This window comes from Tenacibaculum holothuriorum, from assembly GCF_002120225.1.
GTDB lineage: Bacteria > Bacteroidota > Bacteroidia > Flavobacteriales > Flavobacteriaceae > Polaribacter > Polaribacter holothuriorum.
In genome coordinates this window covers 30,531-51,793 of record NZ_LAPZ01000012.1, presented here as the reverse complement: position 1 = coordinate 51,793, position 21,263 = coordinate 30,531, and the positions used below count along the sequence as shown (strand labels likewise).

22 protein-coding genes are annotated in these 21,263 nt (G+C 31.7%); 4 read left to right on the top strand and 18 right to left on the bottom strand.

The genetic code is table 11. The features are described from left to right. Positions 1–47: 47 nt before the first annotated feature. From queA to ruvC, 11 genes are all read right to left on the bottom strand, one after another. Positions 48–1,097: a tRNA preQ1(34) S-adenosylmethionine ribosyltransferase-isomerase QueA gene (gene queA / locus WH52_RS11955; protein ID WP_086031190.1), complete on the bottom strand. Its 1,050-nt coding sequence runs from the start codon at positions 1,095–1,097 to the stop codon at positions 48–50. A 67-nt stretch (positions 1,098–1,164) separates the two neighbouring features. Beyond that, complete coding sequence (locus WH52_RS11950) at positions 1,165–2,394, bottom strand: 3-phosphoshikimate 1-carboxyvinyltransferase (protein ID WP_086031189.1); 1,230 nt, start codon at positions 2,392–2,394, stop codon at positions 1,165–1,167. Positions 2,395–2,409: 15 nt separating this feature from the next. Next, entirely contained in the window at positions 2,410–2,664 is a 255-nt protein-coding gene (locus WH52_RS11945; protein ID WP_086031188.1) for a hypothetical protein, read from the bottom strand. Positions 2,665–2,678: 14 nt separating this feature from the next. Next, positions 2,679–2,927, bottom strand: coding sequence for a hypothetical protein (locus tag WH52_RS11940; protein WP_086031187.1), 249 nt, complete (start codon positions 2,925–2,927; stop codon positions 2,679–2,681). After that, entirely contained in the window at positions 2,927–3,253 is a 327-nt protein-coding gene (locus WH52_RS11935) for a nucleotide pyrophosphohydrolase (RefSeq protein ID WP_086031186.1), read from the bottom strand. Before WH52_RS11935 ends, WH52_RS11940 begins: the two co-directional genes overlap by 1 nt. Before the next feature lie 49 nt (positions 3,254–3,302). Continuing rightward, complete coding sequence (locus tag WH52_RS11930; RefSeq protein WP_086031185.1) at positions 3,303–3,680, bottom strand: VOC family protein; 378 nt, start codon at positions 3,678–3,680, stop codon at positions 3,303–3,305. Continuing rightward, positions 3,677–4,888, bottom strand: a complete 1,212-nt coding sequence (locus WH52_RS11925) for an MDR family MFS transporter (protein WP_086031184.1) — start codon at positions 4,886–4,888, stop codon at positions 3,677–3,679. Before WH52_RS11925 ends, WH52_RS11930 begins: the two co-directional genes overlap by 4 nt. A 265-nt stretch (positions 4,889–5,153) precedes the next feature. Further along, positions 5,154–5,906, bottom strand: coding sequence for a cyclase family protein (locus WH52_RS11920; protein ID WP_086031183.1), 753 nt, complete (start codon positions 5,904–5,906; stop codon positions 5,154–5,156). A 12-nt stretch (positions 5,907–5,918) separates the two neighbouring features. Further along, complete coding sequence (gene hemW / locus WH52_RS11915) at positions 5,919–7,043, bottom strand: radical SAM family heme chaperone HemW (RefSeq protein WP_086031182.1); 1,125 nt, start codon at positions 7,041–7,043, stop codon at positions 5,919–5,921. Then, positions 7,044–8,051 (bottom strand): leucine-rich repeat domain-containing protein, encoded by a 1,008-nt coding sequence (locus WH52_RS11910; RefSeq protein WP_233131561.1) that lies wholly within the window; start codon positions 8,049–8,051, stop codon positions 7,044–7,046. Between the two features lie 97 nt (positions 8,052–8,148). Further along, positions 8,149–8,700, bottom strand: a complete 552-nt coding sequence (ruvC, locus tag WH52_RS11905; protein ID WP_086031180.1) for a crossover junction endodeoxyribonuclease RuvC — start codon at positions 8,698–8,700, stop codon at positions 8,149–8,151. Positions 8,701–8,748: 48 nt separating this feature from the next. Here ruvC and WH52_RS11900 point away from each other — a divergent pair, with 48 nt between their 5' ends. After that, on the top strand, positions 8,749–9,492 hold the full coding sequence (locus tag WH52_RS11900; RefSeq protein ID WP_086031179.1) for a Bax inhibitor-1/YccA family protein: 744 nt from the start codon (positions 8,749–8,751) through the stop codon (positions 9,490–9,492). Here the strand turns inward: WH52_RS11900 and WH52_RS11895 are convergent. The 3 genes from WH52_RS11895 to WH52_RS11885 are packed head-to-tail and all read right to left on the bottom strand — an operon-like array spanning position 9,489 to position 12,819. Further along, positions 9,489–9,836 (bottom strand): hypothetical protein, encoded by a 348-nt coding sequence (locus tag WH52_RS11895; protein WP_086031178.1) that lies wholly within the window; start codon positions 9,834–9,836, stop codon positions 9,489–9,491. The genes WH52_RS11900 and WH52_RS11895 overlap by 4 nt on opposite strands. Positions 9,837–9,842: 6 nt before the next feature. After that, entirely contained in the window at positions 9,843–11,465 is a 1,623-nt protein-coding gene (gene ade / locus WH52_RS11890; protein WP_086031177.1) for an adenine deaminase, read from the bottom strand. A gap of 43 nt (positions 11,466–11,508) precedes the next feature. Further along, positions 11,509–12,819, bottom strand: a complete 1,311-nt coding sequence (locus WH52_RS11885) for a S28 family serine protease (RefSeq protein ID WP_086031176.1) — start codon at positions 12,817–12,819, stop codon at positions 11,509–11,511. 136 nt (positions 12,820–12,955) lie between these two features. Between WH52_RS11885 and WH52_RS11880 the strand changes: the two genes are divergently transcribed. Genes WH52_RS11880 through WH52_RS11870 form a run of 3 tightly spaced genes read left to right on the top strand, consistent with a single transcriptional unit; the run spans position 12,956 to position 15,451 of the window. Next, a complete protein-coding gene (locus tag WH52_RS11880; RefSeq protein ID WP_086031175.1) occupies positions 12,956–13,915 on the top strand; it encodes an ornithine cyclodeaminase family protein in 960 nt (319 codons plus the stop codon). Beyond that, complete coding sequence (locus tag WH52_RS11875; protein ID WP_086031174.1) at positions 13,908–14,978, top strand: proline racemase family protein; 1,071 nt, start codon at positions 13,908–13,910, stop codon at positions 14,976–14,978. Before WH52_RS11880 ends, WH52_RS11875 begins: the two co-directional genes overlap by 8 nt. Before the next feature lie 38 nt (positions 14,979–15,016). Continuing rightward, positions 15,017–15,451, top strand: coding sequence for a YybH family protein (locus WH52_RS11870; protein WP_086031173.1), 435 nt, complete (start codon positions 15,017–15,019; stop codon positions 15,449–15,451). 1 nt (position 15,452) lies between these two features. Here the strand turns inward: WH52_RS11870 and WH52_RS11865 are convergent, their stop codons facing one another. From WH52_RS11865 to WH52_RS11850, 4 genes are all read right to left on the bottom strand, one after another. Beyond that, the gene (locus tag WH52_RS11865) at positions 15,453–17,237 is read right to left on the bottom strand and encodes an aminopeptidase P family protein (protein ID WP_086031172.1); all 1,785 of its coding nucleotides are present in this window, start codon (positions 17,235–17,237) and stop codon (positions 15,453–15,455) included. A gap of 15 nt (positions 17,238–17,252) precedes the next feature. Continuing rightward, complete coding sequence (locus WH52_RS11860) at positions 17,253–18,503, bottom strand: NAD(P)/FAD-dependent oxidoreductase (protein WP_086031171.1); 1,251 nt, start codon at positions 18,501–18,503, stop codon at positions 17,253–17,255. Between the two features lie 5 nt (positions 18,504–18,508). Then, positions 18,509–19,516, bottom strand: coding sequence for a 4-hydroxyproline epimerase (locus WH52_RS11855; RefSeq protein ID WP_086031170.1), 1,008 nt, complete (start codon positions 19,514–19,516; stop codon positions 18,509–18,511). Between the two features lie 160 nt (positions 19,517–19,676). Beyond that, positions 19,677–21,263 carry an aldehyde dehydrogenase (NADP(+)) gene (locus WH52_RS11850; protein ID WP_086031169.1) on the bottom strand — a complete coding sequence of 529 codons (1,587 nt, stop codon included), beginning with the start codon at positions 21,261–21,263 and terminating at the stop codon, positions 19,677–19,679.

The window sequence follows — 21,263 nt, the reverse complement described above, 5'->3', positions numbered from 1 at the left end:
AAAGTCTGTGAGGTTTGTAGTTAATTATTTTAAATAAGTTCTTCTCTTTATAAGATTAACATTGCATCTCCGTAAGAGTAGAATTTATATTTTTCTTTTACTGCTTCTTCGTATGCTTCCATCATAAAATCATGACCAGCAAATGCAGAAACCATCATTAATAATGTTGATTTTGGTGTATGAAAATTTGTAACCATACAATTAGCTATACTAAAGTCATATGGAGGAAAAATGAACTTATTTGTCCATCCGTTATAAGCATTTAATCTTTTACTTGCCGATACAGAAGATTCTACTGTTCTCATTACTGTAGTACCAACAGCACAAATTTTACGTTTAGTTTCTATAGCGTTGTTTACTATATCACAAGAGTTTTGTGGTATAATAATTTGTTCAGAATCCATTTTGTGTTTTGATAAATCTTCTACTTCAACAGGATTAAATGTTCCTAATCCTACGTGTAAAGTCATTTCAGCAAAATCAATTCCTTTAATCTCTAAACGTTTCATTAAATGCTTAGAAAAGTGTAATCCAGCAGTTGGAGCAGCTACTGCACCTTCATTCTTTGCGAAAATTGTTTGGTAACGTTCTTCGTCTGATGGTTCAACATCTCTCTTAATATACTTTGGTAATGGAGTTTCTCCTAATTCGATTAATTTACGACGAAACTCTTCATAAGGTCCATCAAATAAGAAACGTAAAGTTCTACCACGAGAAGTTGTATTATCAATTACTTCTGCAACTAAACTTTCATCTTCTCCGAAGAATAATTTATTTCCAATTCTGATTTTACGCGCAGGATCTACTAATACATCCCATAAACGATTTTCAGCATTTAACTCACGTAATAAAAACACTTCGATTCTAGCACCTGTTTTTTCCTTGTTTCCGAACATACGAGCAGGAAAAACTTTCGTGTTATTCAACATCATCACATCTCCCTCATCGAAATAATTAATTAAATCTTTGAATAATTTGTGTTCTATTTTTTGAGTATCGCGGTGTAATACCATTAACCTAGCCTCATCTCTGTGCTCTGATGGGTATTCTGCTAATAACTCTTGTGGTAAATCAAAATTAAAGTTTGATAATTTCATCTGTAAAATTTTCTTAACGGTGGCAAATATACAATATCGAAATAGGGGTTGTCAAGCAATTAGTATTTTATTTTACTTCTTGAACCGTTATTCCTATCTCTTTCATATCGTCCCAGAAGCTTTGGTATGATTTTGTTACTACCATAGCATCTAATATTTGAATAGGAACTCTCAATGCTAACGGAGCAAATGCCATTGCCATACGATGATCGTTATAGGTTTCTATTTCAATATTTTCATGGATAACTTCTGAAGTTTTTAAGTGTAATGAATCGTTAGTTACCTCAATTTTAGCACCTAATTTTGTTAACTCATTTTTTAATGCTTCTAAACGATCAGTTTCTTTTATTTTTAAAGTATGTAACCCAGTTAAATCGCAAGTAATCCCTAAACCAAAACATGTAACTGCTATGGTTTGCGCAATATCTGGAGCACTTTTTAAATCTTGAATCAATATGTTTGGATTATGTTCTTGCTCTTTAGTTAATACAATCGTATTTTCTAAAAACTCAGTTTTCACTCCAAAATGCTCATAAATTTTCGCTAAACAGCTATCTCCTTGTAAGCTATCTTCTTTATATGCAGAAAGCTTAATATTAGAACTAACTTCACTCAAAGCTATCAAGGAATAAAAATATGATGCAGAGCTCCAATCAGATTCTACAACTATTGTTTTATTTTCTACCTCTTTTTTAGGTTGAACTTTTATTTTATTTTCAGAAAATGTGGCTTCAATTCCTAATTGAGATAATAACTGTAAGGTCATTTCTATATATGGAACAGAAGTAATTTCTCCTACTAACTCAATTTCTAATCCGTTTGGTAAACTTGGTGCCATTAATATTAAAGCAGAAATATATTGACTACTTACATTGCCCTTAATAGCTACTTTATCTTTACTTATTGCTGATTTTTTTATTCTTAACGGTGGATAACCTTCTTGTTCTTCATAAGAAATATTAGCTCCAATACTTTGTAAAGCATCAACCAAAATTGCAATAGGTCTTTCTTTCATTCTTTGAGAACCCGTTAGTACTATTTCATCAGAAACATTGGCAGCAAAATATGCTGTTAAAAAGCGCATCGCAGTACCTGCATGATGAATATCTGCAACGTTATCATTACTCCTTAATGCTTTTTGCATTACTTGTGTATCGTCTGAAGTTGAAAGGTTTTCAATAGTTATATTTGGAAAAGCTTGTTGTAAAATTAACAAACGATTTGATTCACTTTTTGATCCAGAAATGATTAAATCTGCCTTTAAAGACGTATTGGGTTTGTGAAGTTTAATCTTCATTATTTGTGTAGTTACCTAGTTCTTATTTATTAACTTTCTTATTCCATGAAAAATTCTGAAGAATATAGAAAAAGCTATTGCTTGTACTCCTATTAGCCACCAATCGAAAACAACATTTTTAAACAACATGCTCCCTATTAAATTAGTAGCAGCAAACATTAAAAACAATAGTGGAACATATAAAATAACATATTTAAATAGTGATATTTTATTAACTAGTTCAGTTTCCTCCTCTATACTTTTATTTAGATTATCTTCAATGTTTTTCATTTAAAGGCAATAAGCTATTTCATATTTTTATTTACTGTATACATAGCGTAAATCAATGCAATTACAATTTTACTCAACCAAAATCGTATCCATTGATTGTTTGCAAAATGCACTTTATTTATTGTTTCAAAATCTCCAGAAAACAACGCACCTCCTGTTTTAAAAACTAAAGAAAATAGTGCTACAACAATTAAAAACACAACCGCTACTCTAAACACATGTTTCCAAAATAAACCTCTTTTAATATTGTTTTGTAAACCCATTATTTTAGTTTTTCGTTGTTATGATGACGATCGTGATCTCTCTTTGTTTTTATATCTAACTTTTTATCGAAAGCTTCTTGTAAATTCACTCCTGTTTGATTTGCTAAACACAGTACCACAAACATAACATCCGCCAGTTCTTCTCCTAAATCTTTGTTTTTATCGCTCTCTTTTTCACTTTGCTCTCCATAACGACGGGCAATTATACGAGCAACCTCACCTACTTCTTCTGTTAATTGCGCCATATTGGTAAGCTCATTAAAGTAACGAACTCCATGATTTTTAATCCAATCGTCTACTTGCTTTTGAGCATCTTGTATATTCATTTTTGTGCTTTTAAAGTCTAAAAAAATCAAAGATAGAATTTCCTTAGTTTTAATTGATTCTCCAAGGCGGATTTTTTCTATTCTCACCTGCTTTAAACAAAATAAGTTTATTTCCATCAGGATCTAACAAGTGAGCTTCTCTCCATAACCAAGTTTGATCTTTTGGTAACTGGGTAAATTCTATTCCTTTTTGTTGAAGTTGTTTTACCAACTCATCTAAATTATCATCTTCAAAATAAATAGTAGTTCCATCACCTTTAGGCAATTCTTCTACTTGATGAATGGATAAAGTACTATCTCCGTCAGGTAATTCAAAACGAACATATCTAGGGCTTGCATCTACAATAAGATGCAAGCCTAGTTTTTTATAAAATAGCACTGATTCTTCAACATTAATCGATGGTAATGTGACTTGATTTAACCTCATACTTTTAGTTTTTCTTTTTTAGTTACTCTTATTAATACTGATAAGAAAAATAATCCTACTAAAGATAGTACCGTAATTATCCACCAAGTATTATCAAATCCTAAAATATCTACCATTTGCATTCCTGAGTTGTGTCCGAAAATATGGGCAGCAGAAAAGGCAATACTGTAGTACGCCATATATTCTCCTTGGTTTCCTCTTTTAGCTCTTTCCATTACAAATGCATTTGAAAACGGAAAAGCTATCATTTCTCCAATGGTCATAAATAACATTCCTACTATTAAAACGCCAACCCACCCAGTTAAGTTCAATACCAAAAAGCTGATTCCTGTTAATAACAAACCAACAAACATTAATCGCTCTTTTGAATATTTACTTTCTTCTAACCATTTAATTAATGGCATTTCTAATAGAAAAATTAAAAATCCGTTCATTCCCATTATTAATCCTATTTCTAGTTCTGATAAATGGTGAGCGTCTTTATAGTATAATGGCATTGTAGAGAAGTATTGTAAGAATACAAATCCGAAAATAAACATCGAGATAAAGAACACCCAAAAGGCTTTATCTGAAAAGATTGAAATTGGATTTTCGTTTTTAACCTCATCTAATGTTTTTGCCTTTTTAGGATTCAATACAATTACCAATAAAATAGTAGCTAAAATACAAGTAACTCCATCTACCCAAAACAATCCGCTATAACCTAACGAAGTAATGATTAAACCTCCTACTGCAGGTCCAGCTGAAAAACCTAAATTGATTGCCAAACGTATTAGGGTTACCGATCTTGTTTTGTTTTCTGGTTTACTATACGCACTTAAAGCCACAAACATTGCTGGTCTAAAGGTATCTGCAACTAACATTACCAAAAATATTCCTAGACAAAACCCAACGAATGTTGTTACAAATTGTAAAGCAATAAATAATACTCCTGTCAAAAACAAGCTTATTTTCATCACTTTATAAAATCCTATTTTATCAGTTAATTTTCCTCCTAACCAAGAACCAACAACAGAACCTAATCCGAAGCAAGTCATAATCCAACCTACGTCTTTTAAAGTAAAATCTAAGCTTTTTGTTAAGTACAATGATAAAAAAGGAATTACCATTGTTCCTGCTCTATTTATTAATGTTATTAAAGAAAGCCACCAAACTTCTTTTGAGAGGCCTTTAAATGTGTTTACATAATTAGTATACAGTTTTTTCATAGTGTTTAGTTTTAGTTGTTTTTGTGTATATAAAATTAAAAAGTCCGACTGTGCAGTCGGACTTTTTATAATAGTTATATCTTATTTAAAAATAATTATAATACATAAGTAGCCCGACATCGCCTGTATCTAACAGTCGATTTACATTGCTTATATGTATTAAAAATTGTCATGTTTATTCTTTAATGAGGTGTAAAACTATAAAAAAATAACTTAGGTTTTACATTTTCTTTTATTTCATACTGATTCTAAATAAGTTTAAAACCTATTCTTTAATCTTGTATAAAATAGGTTTACTAGGTGAAGCATCGTTTTCAAACGGAGCTATCATTAAATTTAAAAAATAGGTTCCGTCTTTTATTTTATTAGGTACGTAAATAAATTCTGTAATAGTAGCATTCTTTCTTATATCTCCTTCAGTATTCCAAAAAGCATTATGCGACAATAACTTTCCTTCATCTTTTTCTTTGTCTACCGAAGGTAAGTCAACCAATAAATGTTGAATGTTCTTTTCTCTCAAATATTCTGCAGCTTCTTCTAACATGTACGTTGGATTCGTATTAGAATATTGCATCTGTTTCTTGTCAGATAAATTAGGTAATGTTCTTATTACAACCGCATCTCTTTTTTTATTTCCGAGAGCATGTTGCAACTGTTTTTTCGAAATCACAAAATCTTTGTTTTCTAATTGTTCTGGTGCAATTGTAATTACTTCAGCTAAAAAGAAAAATTTAGATAACTCTTTATTTACCGAAAAAACTTCTTCGGTAATATGTCCAACACATTCGGTATGTGTAATATGTGAATGCGGATTGAATTGAATATTATTGAAATTAACATCAGCTCCCTGAGCTACACTTCCTGTCCATTCTCCGTCTGAAACAGGAAAAATTTTAGGATCATCTAAATACCAAGCATTGATGTTTTGTTTTGTAGTGTCAATAGCTATTGAAATATCAATAGGTTGAGTTAAATCGATTATATATTTACGATTATTATATTCAATAGTAGCAATCATACTCAAAGATACTTAAATTATAAATAATTCTGATGCGAGTCCATCTGCTAAGAACTTCCCTTTAGGTGTTGTTATAAGCACATTATCTTTAACGGTTAACAAATCTTGATTGATAAATCTTTCAGCATTCTTTAGTAATTGAACTTTAAAACCTTCTCCAAATTCTTGCTGGATTCTATGTAAAGAAACTCCCCAAATGGTTCTTAATCCTGTCATTAAATACTCGTTAAACCTATCTTCTTTAGAGAGTTTTTCTATTTCTAATGGGAGCTTTTCCTCCTGAATAGCTTTTATATACCTTGCATTATTAGCAATATTCCAACTTCTATGTGTGGTGTTAAAAGAATGTGCTGATGGTCCAATACCTAAATACTTTTTACCTAACCAATATGAAGTGTTGTGTTTAGAAAAGTAATCAGGTTTTCCAAAGTTAGAAATCTCGTAATGTACAAATCCGTTTTTATGAGTTTCTTCTACCAAAATATCAAAATGCTCCTTGGCTTCTTTTTCATCTGGAGCTGGATATTTACCATTTCTTACAAAAGAATCTAACACAGTCTTAGGTTCAATTGTTAGCGCATAGCTTGAAATGTGATTGATTCCAAAATCGAACGCAATTTGTAAGTTTTCTCTCCAACGTTCATTGCCCATATTTGGAACGCCGTAGATTAAATCAATCGTAATATTATCAAAGTGGCGAGTTGCCACTGACAAACAATTCATTGCTTCCTTAGCATTATGAGCGCGGTTCATACTTTTTAAATCTTCTTCAAAAAATGATTGAACTCCGATACTTAATCTGTTAACTGAAGATTTTGCTAACTCTAAAATTTTAGCTTCGTTTAAATCATCTGGGTTGGCTTCTAAGGTTATTTCTGGAGCGTCAATTACTTTAAAGTTCTTACGAATGATATTCAGTAATAATTCTATTTCATCTATAGATAATAAACTTGGTGTTCCCCCTCCAAAATAAATGGTCTCCACTATTTCATTTTGTAATTCATCTTCTCGTAATTCTAGCTCTTTTACTAAACACACAACTAACTCTTCTTTCCTTTTTAAGGATGTAGAAAAATGAAAATCGCAATAATAACATGCTTGCTTACAAAACGGTATGTGTAGATATATTCCTGCCAATTAACTTTTTCTTTTAGGTTCATTAGGTGCTCTTCTCATGGCATCATGCCTTTTTATATCTAATTTTTCTTTTTTAGACTTAAGAAGCCTAATATTCTCTTCAGTTATAATTTCTTGGTCTACATACAACAAAGATAAATTGGGAATATTTACTACATCTAAAGGAATTGACGGAATAGCATTATTATGAATTTTTAATAATCTTAACCTCTTAAGTTCTAAAAGTTGATTTGGAAATGTTTTAAATCGGTTATATTCTAACCCAATTGCATCTAGACTTCTTAGGCTTGAAATTGAACTTGGCAATATCTCTATTTCATTAGATCCAAGCGATAAATCTTCTAAACTCAATAAATTCCCAATTGAATTAGGTAAAGCTTTAATTTCATTTGCTGCAAGATTTAAGTTTCTAAGCTTATTTAATTTCCCAATATAACTTGTTATTGTTTTTATTTTAGATGCATTAGCAATAATACTTTTCAACTGTTTACACTCGGATAGCTCATCTCTTAAATATGTTATACTAGTGTCCGAAATATTTAATACTTCTAAACACTTTAGTTCTTTAATTGTGGGAGGCAACTCCTTTAATTCTTCATTACTTCTTAGAATTAAATATTTTAAATTAGTTAAAAAACCAATGTTATTAATATCACTTAATTTATTACCTCTAAAAGAAATCGCTTCAACATTATTCAATACTCCTATATTATTAGGTAACCTTTCTAATCCACAAAAAGTAAAGTTTAGTACTTTTAATTTCTTAAATCTACTTAAATCATCAATTAATTTTTCAATATTTTCAAAATGATTATTAGATATATCTAATTCTTCTAAGTTCTTAAATTCAAATAAAACTTCTGGTATTTTTTTTAAATTGCTTGAATTTATGTTAATCCTTTTTACTTCATCCTTCTTAGATAGAAGTCTTTCTATATTTTTATTCTTTTTAGATGAATTTAACTTCCAAAAAACTTGAGATATTGAAGTATTATATAACCATTTCATATCAAAACTGGAACATTCATTTTTATTTATTTGTCCATAAGTTTTTAAACTTGAAAAAAGTATTATTAAAAATAAGCTATAGTAATTCCTCATAATTTTATTTTACTTTACCTGGATTCTGCTTTACAAATGCTGCCCAACCTGTATAGTTCTTTCCTCCTATTTTTTTTCCTGAATTATAATAATGACAAACTGCAGCTGCTAATCCGTCTGTTGCATCTAGGTTTTTAGGCAATTCTTTTAAATTCAATAAAGATTTCAACATTAAAGCAACTTGTTCTTTACTCGACGTTCCTTTACCAGTAATTGCCATTTTAATTTTTTTAGGCGCATATTCTGTTACTGGAATTTCTCTCGACAATCCTGCTGCCATAGCTACTCCTTGTGCTCTTCCTAACTTTAACATCGATTGTACATTTTTTCCATAAAAAGGTGCTTCTAAGGCAATTTCATCTGGATTATAAGTATCTATCAATTCAATGGTTCTATCGAAAATAATTTTCAATTTTAAATAATGATCATCGTACTTTTTTAGGAGTAATTCATTCATTTGAACAAATTCCATTTTTTTACCAATAACCTTTATAATTCCGAACCCCATTATGGTAGTTCCTGGATCGATACCTAATATGATTTTTTCTGTCTTCAAATTTTATTGTACTTTGTACAAAGACAAAACTAATCAATTAAATTGTTTATGAGCGTATTTGGATTGCGAACATCGAACCCTGCTTTTACAAATTATTTTTGGAGAAAATCTTCTCGATACTCAAAAGCAAAAATGTCTTTAAGCGGAATTATTTTCAAGTCGCTCTTTATGTTGGTTTTGGTTAGTTGTACTGCGTTTTATACCTGGCACTTATTTTTTGCTGGTGTAAATACCAAATGGTATACGGCAATTGGAGCTTTGGTTGCTATATTTTGTAGCGTCTTTATTTCATATAGAAACAATGCCGCTAAATATTTATTACCAATCTATGCTTTAGCAAAAGGATTTTTCTTGGGAGGAATAAGTGCTTATGCTCATAAACGATTTCCTGGTTTGCCTTTTCAAGCCATTGGAGTTACGTTACTCACTTTTTTTGTAATGCTTTTTCTATATCAATGGAAATTAATTAGAGTTACACGAGAATTTAGAGCAATTGTTATTTCTGCTTCGGCAACAATTTTTATGCTTTATTTTATTGGATGGATTTTATGGCTTTTTGATATTCGTGTTCCTTTTTTATGGGGAGCATCTTGGTACGCTATAGGTTTTAATGTGATAACTGCAATAGTTGCTTCGTTAAGTCTTCTATTAGATTTTGATTACATAAATAGATATATAGGAAAAGCCCCAAAAGAACGTGAATGGGTTGCTACTTGGGGCTTTTTAATTACCTTAATTTGGTTATATGTGGAAGTTTTACGCTTGCTTAAAAAGTTGGCGATACGGTTTTAGTCAACTATTTTTAAATTTTCTAATTTTAGAATCTCATTATTAAAACTATCTTCTGTTTCCTTTCCTACTTTGGAAGAATGAATACTCCATGATTTATTTCTCTTTTTTCCCATCTCAACAATTAAATCAGCTAAATCGTTTCCTTCTTTTACTTTCAAAATTAAATCGTTAACAACTATACTATTTGTATCCTCAATTAACTCAAAATAATATTTAGGATAATCATCTTCATATACAATCCATTGATTATATTCTAATTCATAAAATGGATAGAATTTCTCCTTTGTTTCTTTTTCAAGATAAGCTTCGGTTTCAAGTACAATATATTTGTTTTCAATCTTCATTGAGTTTTATTTAATTTCCAAGGAAGTAAACTGAAAAGAGTTTCCATCAAACAAACCTTTGTCTGATAATTTTAAGGATGGAATTACCAACAGCGCCATAAAAGACAAAGTCATATACGGAGCTCTTAATTTGCTACCCATATTTTTTGCCATTATATCTAATTCAGCATACGCTTTACCTATTTCTTCTGCGGGTTTATCACTCATAATACCTGCTACAGGAAGCGGCACTACTTTTTCTTCAGAAGAAGTTACTCCACAAACTCCTCCTTTGTTTTCGATTAGTAAATTCACTGCTTTACAAATCATTTCATCAGATGCACCTACAGCAATAATATTATGTGAATCGTGTCCTACTGAACTTGCAATTGCTCCTTCTTTTAATCCGAAGTTTTTGATGAATGCAATAGAAGGCTCTGCATTTTTATAACGATTTACCACCGTCATTTTTAGCACATCATTTTCAGTATTTGAAATTAAATTTCCGTCTTTAATTAATGAAGACGCTTCGATTTCATTCGTAACCAATTCACCATCTAAAGCTTCAATAACTCTAATCTTATCGGAAGCAGAATGAAATTCAAAATCTTCAACTTTTTTCTTATTTGTATCAAAATTGTTTAATACTTCAAAATCTACGTGTTTTACAAACGATTGTCCGTTTTCAGCAACTAATTCTCCATTGATATAAGTTTGTAAAACGTTGAACTTTTCTAAATCTTCTACTACAATAAAATCTGCGAAATCACTCTTATTTAGCAATCCTACATCTAAATTATAATGCTTTACAGGATTCACACAAGCTGCTTGTAGCACTTTAAAAACATCCATTCCTTTTGCTACTGCTCTTTCACAAAGTTGGTTTAAATGTCCTACTAACAAATCATCTGGATGCTTATCATCAGAACAAAACATCATGTTTTCGTAATGCTCAGGAAGTAAATCAATCAACGCTTCGAAATTCTTTGCAGCACTTCCTTCACGAACAATAACTTTCATTCCTTTTTGCAACTTCTCTAAAGCTTCTTCATAAGTAAAACATTCGTGATCGGTGTAAATACCCGCTGCAATATACTTGTCTAAATCTTCTCCTCTAACTCCAGGTGCATGACCATCTACTGGTTTGTTATAATGTTTCGCCCAAGCTATTTTTTTTAGCACTTCTTCATCTTGAAAAATAACTCCAGGATAATTCATCATTTCTGCTAGATATTTGATATCTGGATTTTCCATCATCTTTTTAATATCATCCGAATCTATGACTGCCCCTGCACTTTCAAAAGAAGTTGCGGGTACACAAGAAGGTGCTCCAAAATTGAATTTTAACGGAACTTTCTTTCCATTTTCAATCATAAACTCAACTCCTTTAACTCCTAAAACATTGGCTATTTCATGCGGATCGGAAACTGTACCTACTGTACCGTGAATCACTGCTATTTTGGCAAACTCAGAAGGCACCAACATCGAACTTTCAATATGAATATGAGCATCTACAAAACCAGGAAGTATATAATTTTCTACCGAATGATTTGCTTCTCTAACCGCTACAATCTTATCATTTTCAACCTCTACTTCTCCTTTAAAAATTCGTTTGTTTAGTATATCTACAATGTTTCCTTGTACAATCATTTGTTATTTTTTAGGAAAACAAATCTACAAAGAAAGTCTTGTTTTAGTTTTTATAGAGCGGATATATTTTTACTTCGTCTCCCAACCAACGCTGTAATGTTTTGTATATTTTTTGTTGATCTTCTTTAGAAAAATCTTTTATACGAGTTGCATGACTTCCTTTTGCTAAAGTCATTTTTAATGCATCTACATTAGGTTTTGGTATTGGTGCACAAGCTCCCCAAGGATCATAAGCTCCATTAATGTACAAGATTTTATTTCCTTTATTTTCTATAAACTCTCTAACCTTTTTTATATAATTAGCGTCATACGTTAAATCTGTATTTTTAGGTGCAAATCGGTCATTAGAAGAACGTTTTACTACTTTTAAAAGATCTTTCACTGGTTCTAAATCGAAACCATAATACCCTAACTCTTTAATATGCTGGTAAAATGACGGTAAGTAATAATTAAATCCGTTATCGTTGTACAAACCAAACCCTGATACTTTTTCTAAGTAATTAAAAAGTTCTTGAACTGAAGCTTTTTCGTTAGGAATCTCCTCACACTTTCCTCCCCATTGCCAAAATGAAAACGGAAGTTCAAGTACAGAATACTCTAATGCTTCTTCTTGAGGAACTTCAGTAAAACTCATCTTCTTTTCTTCAGCATAATCCGATAATAATTTTAAAATAGCTTTTCTATTTTCTAAGACTGCTCTTTGAAACTTTTTAATGTTATTTCGACATTCTTCTGTTCCTACCGAATTGATTAATTCATTCGTTCGTGTATCTTCTAATCCATTAATTAACGGTGCTACATAAGGAACAGCAACATCTACATCTTCTGGATATTTCGACTTGTATATTAATGTAGTTTCTCCCCCTTTACTAATTCCAGATGATAACCATTTTCCTGTATATATCTTCTTTAATTTTGATACAATAGAATGATAATCTTCAATAGCATTGTCATTCGTTAAGTATTTCCATGGAATAGAATCTGGTCGCGATTTACCATACATTCTATACTCCACAATTACCTGATTTGCTTTTAACAATTTACTCAATTCTGTAGTTCTGTTCCTAGAAGCATATCCATCAGTAATTAATACTGTGGGATTTTTATAATCAACATTATTTATATACATATAGTGCTTGAATGTTCCTTCTTCTTTGTTTTTCGGATTTAAGTTTTGCTCTAAAACTACTTGATAAGCTTCTTTAAAATGGTCATTTGTTTGTATAGAAGTAACTTCAGATTTTGGGAACAACACTTCTAACTTTGCTTTTAAACTTAATTCTTCAAATGTTTTGTAATTGGTTTTACATGAAATAAGAAATAACAGTAATAATGAGTAGGAAAATCTTTGCATCTTAATTAGTTTATTCTCTATAAAAATACAGCTTTCAAAAACCAATAATGATACTTTTTTAGCTATGATAGATTGAATTTTAATTTCTTCAATGATAGAATTGCATTACAAAAATTGATTTTTCTATTTTTAAACTATGGAAACTATTCTTCAAATTGATGAAAATTTTATTGAAACTCACACCAACTTTATCGAGTTAGTATCAGTTTTAAAAGATGCTTTTAAAAACAACAAAACGATTGTTCCTTTAAGACATCATCACGATTTTCCGAATCCATCAGTAAATGCAGATTCTACTTTGTTATTAATGCCTGCATGGAACCCGAGTGAAGATGCTGGAGTAAAATTAGTTACTGTAAGTCCTAAAAATGGCGACTTTAATCTTCCTTCAATAAATGGAACTTATCTCTATTTAGATGCTATTAAAGGTACTATAAAAGCAATTCTTGAAGCAAAAAGCTTAACTGCAAAACGAACCGCAGCAGCTTCTGCCCTTGCAAGTTCTTTTCTCTCTAAAAAAAATGCCAATTCATTATTAATGATAGGAACTGGAGCATTGTCATCTAACTTAATTAAAGCACACGCAAGTGTACGACCTATTAACGAAGTTTTTATTTGGGGACGCTCATTAGAAAAAACTCAAAAAGTTTGTAATCTTTTAAAAAATGAAGCTTTTAATATTGCTCCTATAAATACTATTGAAGAAAAAATTAGTGATGTAGATATTATTTCTTCTGCAACACTTTCTGAAGTTCCGCTTGTATTAGGTAAACACCTCAAAAAAGGACAACATATAGATTTAGTTGGTGCTTATAAAACCAATATGAGAGAAGCAGATGATGAAACTATAATTAAATCTTCTGTTTTTGTAGATACTTTTCAAGGTGGACTTAAAGAAAGTGGAGATATTGTACAACCGCTACAAAATGGGAGTATTCAACAGCAAGATATACAAGCAGATTTATTTGACTTATGTTCAGGGAATCATTTAGGGAGAAACCACCATGAAGAAATCACTGTATTCAAATCTGTAGGTCATGCGTTAGAAGATTTAGTTGCCGCTAATTATTACTATAAAAAATTCACCAATGTCTAAAAACACTTATAACAACATACTTAATAACGCAACTTTTGTTCCGAATAAAGATTGGTTACAAATCAAAACGATCGATATGCACACAGGTGGAGAACCACTTCGTGTTATTTTAGATGGTTTTCCTGAATTAAAAGGAAAATCAGTTTTAGAATATCGAAGATATTGCAAGGAAAATTTCGATTATTTACGTACTGCTCTTATGTTTGAACCAAGAGGTCATGCCGATATGTATGGCTGTATTTTAACTCCTCCAAACGATGATGATGGAGATTTTGGAATAATCTTTTTACACAACGAAGGCTACTCTACCATGTGTGGTCATGCAATTATTGCCATTTCTACTTTAGCCATAGAAATGAATTGGATTACTGTAAAAGAAGGCGATAATATTCTAAAAATTGATGCTCCTTGTGGTAGAATAACTTCTTATGCTCATGTTAAAAACGGAAAGGTTACTGGTGTTCGTTTTCATTGTGTTCCTAGTTTTGTAGTCGATTTAGATAAAACTATAAACATCAACGGACTTGGAAATGTTACTTACGATTTAGCTTACGGCGGAGCTTTTTACGCATACGTAGACATGGCGAAAAACAATTTCAATTTTGATTTAACTCCAAACTCTTACAGACAATTAATTTCTACAGGAATGGATATAAAACATGCTGTTATGAAATCTAATCAAGATATCACACATCCTTTTGAAGAAGATTTAAGCTTTTTATACGGAACTATTTTTATAGACAATACCAAACAACCTTCTGGAAACGACAGTAGAAATGTATGTATTTTTGCTGAAGGTGAAGTAGATCGTTGCCCAACAGGATCGGGGGTTTCAGGTAGAATGGCAATTCATAAAGCTCGAAAAGAAATTGATTTTGGTAATACTATGACCATTGAAAGCATTACCAATTCGGTTTTTAAAGGAAGTATTGTTGAAGAAGTTGATTATGGCTCGTACAAAGCTGTAATTCCTCAAGTAGAAGGAACTGCTCATATCATTGGAATGCAAACATTTGTTATAGATCCTAACGATCCTATGAAAAATGGATTTATCTTGCGATAAGATTCTTAAATTACGATTTGCTATAAAACACAATATAAATGAAATATATTCTTACACTTTTAGTAGCCCTATTTTTAATTTCTTGTAACAATTCTGTTTCAACAGAGAAAGAAGAAAAGCAGCAAATATTGTCTGTAATGAAAGCTCAAGAAAAAGCATGGTCTAATCACGATTTAGAAGGTTTTATGAAGGGATACTGGAAATCTGATTCCTTAAAATTTTATGGAAGTAGTGGTTTAACTTATGGTTGGAATAAAACTTTAGCAAATTATAAAAGAGGATACCCTACCAAAGATCATTCTGGAACTTTAAAATTTAAAGTAAATGATATTTCTAAAGTAGGTAAAGAATCATATTTCGTTATGGGAGAATATCATCTCACCAGAAAAGTTGGTAATGCGAATGGAGTTTTTATGATTATTTTCAAAAAGATTAATGGTGAATGGAAAATTATAGCTGATACTTCTTGTTAGACTATATTTTCTTACACTTTTCTTTTAACCATTCACATTCTTCTTTATTTAGAAGACCAGACAGTGTGTCATAAACTTTTTGATGATACTCATTTAACCATTGTATTTCTTTTTCAGAAAGTTTGTCCACAAGGATCAATTGTGTATCGATTGGGGATAATGTAAGTGGTTCAAATTTTAAAAACGTTCCGAATTGAGTTTTTTTACTGAATTTAGACAGTACTATATTTTCTATACGAATACCAAATTCACCAGCTACATAACAACCTGGTTCAATCGTTGTTAACTGATTTTCTTTATGAATTGCTGTTCCACGAGAAGTGACTCCACTTGTTGCAAAACCTTGCTCAGGTTCGTGTACCATTCCAAAGCTCCCTATTCCATGTCCTGTTCCATGTGGATAACTCAACCCTTCTTGCCACAAATGCATTCTTGCTAATACGTCAAGTTGTACTCCTATGGTTCCTTCTGGAAATGAAATTTGTTCTAAAGAAATATACCCTTTTAACACCGCTGTGTAAGCTTGTTTAATAGCTTCAGAAGGTTCTCCTCCTAACCAAAGTGTTCGGGTTATATCTGTAGTTCCGTCTTTGTATTGCGCTCCACTATCAATTAATAGAATTCCTTTTTTTTCTACTAAAGCAGATTTTTCTTTTGGTGCGGTATAATGAATAATTGCTCCATTTCCTTTATAACCAACAATTGCTGCAAACGATTCACCAGAGTAACGCTCTTGTTCTGCTCTAAAAGATTCTAATTTTCTTCCTATTTCATATTCAGAAAGCTTTTTATGTTGTAAACTTTCTTCTAACCACATAAAAAACTTAGTGAGTGCTACTCCGTCTTTTTTCATACAAGAAATGGCACCGTTGATTTCAGTAGTATTCTTAATAGATTTCCATTCTTTTACAACTGAATTTTGATGAACAATGCTCCCCTGTATTGCATTGTAACAAGCATAATTTAAACTAAAAACATCGGTTACAATTACAGTTTCTTTAGACAGTTTGGGCAACTCTACTGCGACCTCATCATAATCTAAAACCGAAACTCCGATGCTCTTTAACTCTTCAAGATGTTCTTGACTAAATCTTTCACAATTACAAAATAAAATAGTTTCTTCTACTCCTACCAAGGCATAACTGGTTACCAAAGGAGTAAAATCAACATCAGTAGCACGAATATTAAACAACCATGCAATTTCATCTAAAGAAGAGAAAAAATAATAATCTGCTTTTTGTTTTTTTAATTCTAATTGAACTTTAGCAAGTTTTGATTTTGCGCTTTCTCCTGAAAATTCTAACGAATGATTTGAAACTTTTCCTTTAGGCAAACTCGGTCTATCTAACCAAATCTCTTTAGTAAAATGAGGATGATTTTTTAGTTGAATTTCTTTATCTCCTATACAATCTTTTAAATAGTCTATTTGCGATTTAGAAAACTGTCTAAAGTCAATTCCGATTGTATCTTTTTTATTCAGTAAATTACATAACCAAGGAATATGTTCTGGTGCATGTGGTATTGATTGTTTATACAATTCTATTTCTGAATTACCACATTCATCTTCAAATTGTAAGAAATAACGAGAATCTGTCCATAAAGCAGCGACTTTTTGAGTGATTATCAAAATTCCTGCTGAGCCTGTAAATCCTGAAAAATAAGTTCTAACTTTCCAATGGTCTGCTACATATTCTGATTGATGCGGATCGGTAGAAGGTATGATAAAAGTATCTAAATTATGATGATTCATATAATTCCTTAGTGCTGCAATTCTATTTAAAATCATAACTTCTATTTTTATTTACTTAAATCGTTCTACTTTAAAAGGAGCTAAATTCAAACTTGTTTTTTGTTCAGAAATTAGCTCAGAAACTAACTTACCAGTAGCTGGTCCTAAGCTCCATCCCATCATTGCATGACCAGTTGCAATGGTTAAGTTTTTAATTTTAGATGCTCTACCAATATACGGCAATCCGTCAGGAGAACAAGGTCTTAAGCCACATTTCGCTTCAGCAATTTCTTGAGGCGAAATTTTTACATTATCATAATATTTTTCAGCTGCTCTTGCTATTGATTTTACTCGAATAGGATTTACTGAATGGTTAATTCCTCCCAATTCCATTGTTCCTGCAAATCTTGTAAATCCATCCATTGGTGTTACAGCAACTTTAGCTTCCATTAAAATAGATGGAATTGTAATTCCTGTGTCTTTATTTGTATTTATACAATATCCTTTACCAGCTTGTAACGGAATTGTTATTCCCAACTTTTTAACCAATTCAGAAGACCAAGCTCCCGAAGCTAATATTACTTCATCTGCTAAATAAGCCTCTCCTTTTTCTGTCACCACAGAAGACACTGTATCGTTTAACAAGTTTATATCTTTTATCGCAGTGTTTGCTATAAAATTAACTCCTACTTTCTCTAAATATAACTTTAGTTGTCTCATAAAGTTTTGTGGAGTCATATGTGCATCAGAACGATAATACACAGCTCCTTTAACATTGAGGTTGGCAGTCGATTCTATTTTTGTTACTTCTTCTTTAGTTAGCAATTCTACATTTAATCCTTCTTTCAGCGCTCTTTTACCAACATTCCATTCTTCTTCTCCAGCTTTATCTGTTTGATAACACATTAACAAACCTTTGTGCTGATAAAAGAAATCAAAATCCTTAGAGTTTTTTAAATCTTCATATAATCCTCTACTAAAAATATTGATATCTTTAATAATAGGGATTGATGCTTCAACCTTTTTCTGAGTAGCTGATTGTTTAAATAACCAAGACCATTTTAGAAAATCTGCATCTAATCTTGGTTTTACATAAAACGGACTTGATTGATTGAACATCCATTTTATTCCTTTAGAAATCATTCCAGGAGCAGCTAAAGAAATAATATGACTAGGAGTTATATAACCTGCATTTACATATGAAGCTCCTTTTGAAAAATCTGATTTATCGATAACAGTAACCGAGTGCCCTTCTTTCTGTAAGTAATATGCAGAACACAATCCTATAATTCCACCACCTATTATGAGTACTTTCTTTTCCATCACTATTAAATTACTTGAAATCCGTGTGCATAAGGATCGTCTTCATCATCAATTATAATAGTGTTGTACCCGTATATTTTTGCCCAACCTTTTATGCTTGGTATAATTGCGGATTTTCCATCTAGTTCAACCTCTTCTTCTACACAACCTACAAACTTGCTACCAATAAAACTTTCATGAATAAACTCTTCTCTTTTTTTTAGTTTTCCTTTAGCATGTAATTGTGCTAATCGTGCCGAAGTTCCTGTTCCGCAAGGACTCCTATCTATTGCTTTATCTCCATAAAAAACAGCATTTCTTCCTGAAGAAGTTTCATCAATAGGATTTCCTGTCCATAACATATGCGAAACATCTCTAATCGTTTCGTTTTCTGGATGAATAAACATATCTGGATATTTCTCATTAATTCTAGCACGAACTATTTGAGAATATTGAATAATTTTTGAAGCTGTAAACTCATGTACTCCAACAAAGTTTTTTTGCGGATCGACAATAGCGTAGTAATTTCCTCCATAAGCAACATCGAATGTAATTTCACCCAATTCAGGACAATCGACAGTTAATCCTTCTGCAGCTAAATAACTTTTTACATTAATCAGCTTTACCCACTCAACTTTATTATTTGTTTGTTTGTATTCAATTTCAACCAAACCAGCAGGAGCTTCCATTCTTATTTTACCTGGAATTCTCGGGGTAATCAACCCCTCTTCAATGGCAATGGTTATTGTTCCAATAGTTCCATGCCCGCACATTGGCAAACATCCAGAAGTCTCAACAAATAGTATTGCAAAATCATTTTCTGGATTATGAGGTGGATAAATTATAGCACCACTCATCATATCGTGACCTCTCGGTTCAAACATTAATCCTTTACGAATCCAATCGTATTCTTGTAAAAAATGTTGGCGTTTTTCACTCATGTTTTGTCCAATAAGATTTGGACCTCCTCCGGCGATAACTCTAACCGGATTTCCACAAGTATGGGCGTCTATACAGAAGAAAGTTTTTCTCATGCTAAAAATTGAATTACCAACTAGTTCTCCGTCTTAGAAAAACCCCTTCATTATTTAACTATTCAAGAGAAACGTAGTTGGCTTTATTGTCAATTTCTTTAGCGCTGCCAAAAGTAATCGTTTTTATTCAAACAGAGTCTAAAGAAATTCTTAATTTTTGTTAATTGATTTTGTCTTTTGTTAAGCTACCATCAACTAATCGTAAAATTTGTAATGGGTTGCTATTTTTTAATTCATCAGGCAATAAACTGTCAGGAAAATCTTGATAACTAAAAGGTCTTACCCATCTATTTATTGAATTAACTCCTACCGCAGTAAATCTACTATCACTCGATGCAGGAAACGGCCCTCCATGAGTCATTGCAGCACAGACCTCTACACCTGTTGGCACTCCATTAAAAATAATTCTCCCAACTCTATTTTGTAACGCTTGTAGTACATCATTCATAGTAGACAGTTCTGATTCTTCTGCTAAAATTGTTCCTGTTAATTGCCCTTCTAATCCATTAACAACTTCTATCAGTTCTTCTTTAGAATCACACACAACCACTAAAGAAAAAGGACCAAAAACCTCTTGATGTAGTTTATTATTTTCTAAGAATTGCTCTCCAGAAACTTTTACAATCTTAGTAGGAGCATTATTTTCAGCTACGGCTTCAATAATTTCTGAAACTACTTCTACTCCAGCTTGAGCAGAAACACTATTTCCATTAGCAACAAAATCTCTTTTTATATTAGGGTGCAGCATGCATTGCGATTCAATTTCCGCAGCTTTTTTACCTAAATCATTTATAAAATCATCCGTTTTATCACTTTTAATGGTTAATAACAATCCTGGATTGGTACAAAATTGTCCTGCTCCTAATGTTATTGAACCTGCATAAGTACTTGCTATATTTTCTCCTCTAGCTGCAATTGCTTCTGGAGTTATAATTACAGGATTGATACTTCCCATTTCTGCAAAAACAGGAATTGGTTCTTCTCTATTTGCTGCTAAACTACATAAGGCTTTACCTCCTGAAATACTTCCAGTAAACCCAACCGCTTTTACCTTAGGATGTTTTACTAAAGCTGCACCAACAACTCTACCACTACCTGTAATGTTTGAAAAAATTCCATTTGGCATTCCAGTTTTTTCAGCAGCTTTTATTATTGCTGAAGCAACTAATTCACTAGTTCCCGCATGCATTGAATGTGCTTTCATAATAACAGGACAACCTGCAGCTAATGCACTTGCAGTATCCCCTCCTGCTGTTGAAAATGCTAAAGGAAAATTACTTGCTGCAAAAACCACTACAGGACCTAAAGGGATATTTATTCTTCGAATATCTGGTTTTGGTGCTGGTTCACGTGAAGCATCTGCAGTGTCAATAACACTATTATTCCAAGTTCCTTCTTCTAATAAATTAGCAAAGGCTCTTAATTGATTCATCGTACGACCTCGCTCACCCATAGCTCTTCCTTCTGGTAAACCAGACTCTGAAGTATAGGTTTGGATTAGTTCATCTCCTAGTGCTAAAATTTCATCAGCAATAGTATTTAAGAAAATAGCTTTCTTTTTGCCTGAATAGTTTTTATATTCTTGAAATGCTTTTTCAGATAATGCTACAGCTTCTTCAACTTCTTCTTCTGTTGCTTGAACAAACTCGTACGGATTTTCAATATTTAACTTAGGGTTTATGGTTCTATGTGTAATAGTTCCTTTACCGGATAGTTTGTTTCCTATATAATTTTTACCTGTAATCAT

Coding starts and splice junctions, on each gene's coding strand:
- WH52_RS11865 (WP_086031172.1), bottom strand. CDS start 17,237: ATGATTTTAAATAGAATTGCAGCACTAAGGAATTATATGAATCATCAT.
- WH52_RS11930 (WP_086031185.1), bottom strand. CDS start 3,680: ATGAGGTTAAATCAAGTCACATTACCATCGATTAATGTTGAAGAATCA.
- WH52_RS11855 (WP_086031170.1), bottom strand. CDS start 19,516: ATGAGAAAAACTTTCTTCTGTATAGACGCCCATACTTGTGGAAATCCG.
- WH52_RS11945 (WP_086031188.1), bottom strand. CDS start 2,664: ATGAAAAACATTGAAGATAATCTAAATAAAAGTATAGAGGAGGAAACT.
- WH52_RS11900 (WP_086031179.1), top strand. CDS start 8,749: ATGAGCGTATTTGGATTGCGAACATCGAACCCTGCTTTTACAAATTAT.
- WH52_RS11870 (WP_086031173.1), top strand. CDS start 15,017: ATGAAATATATTCTTACACTTTTAGTAGCCCTATTTTTAATTTCTTGT.
- WH52_RS11860 (WP_086031171.1), bottom strand. CDS start 18,503: ATGGAAAAGAAAGTACTCATAATAGGTGGTGGAATTATAGGATTGTGT.
- ade (WP_086031177.1), bottom strand. CDS start 11,465: ATGATTGTACAAGGAAACATTGTAGATATACTAAACAAACGAATTTTT.
- WH52_RS11940 (WP_086031187.1), bottom strand. CDS start 2,927: ATGGGTTTACAAAACAATATTAAAAGAGGTTTATTTTGGAAACATGTG.
- WH52_RS11885 (WP_086031176.1), bottom strand. CDS start 12,819: ATGCAAAGATTTTCCTACTCATTATTACTGTTATTTCTTATTTCATGT.
- WH52_RS11880 (WP_086031175.1), top strand. CDS start 12,956: ATGGAAACTATTCTTCAAATTGATGAAAATTTTATTGAAACTCACACC.
- WH52_RS11875 (WP_086031174.1), top strand. CDS start 13,908: ATGTCTAAAAACACTTATAACAACATACTTAATAACGCAACTTTTGTT.
- queA (WP_086031190.1), bottom strand. CDS start 1,097: ATGAAATTATCAAACTTTAATTTTGATTTACCACAAGAGTTATTAGCA.
- WH52_RS11910 (WP_233131561.1), bottom strand. CDS start 8,051: ATGAAATGGTTATATAATACTTCAATATCTCAAGTTTTTTGGAAGTTA.
- WH52_RS11935 (WP_086031186.1), bottom strand. CDS start 3,253: ATGAATATACAAGATGCTCAAAAGCAAGTAGACGATTGGATTAAAAAT.
- WH52_RS11895 (WP_086031178.1), bottom strand. CDS start 9,836: ATGAAGATTGAAAACAAATATATTGTACTTGAAACCGAAGCTTATCTT.
- WH52_RS11925 (WP_086031184.1), bottom strand. CDS start 4,888: ATGAAAAAACTGTATACTAATTATGTAAACACATTTAAAGGCCTCTCA.
- WH52_RS11950 (WP_086031189.1), bottom strand. CDS start 2,394: ATGAAGATTAAACTTCACAAACCCAATACGTCTTTAAAGGCAGATTTA.
- WH52_RS11920 (WP_086031183.1), bottom strand. CDS start 5,906: ATGATTGCTACTATTGAATATAATAATCGTAAATATATAATCGATTTA.
- WH52_RS11850 (WP_086031169.1), bottom strand. CDS start 21,263: ATGATTACAGGTAAAAATTATATAGGAAACAAACTATCCGGTAAAGGA.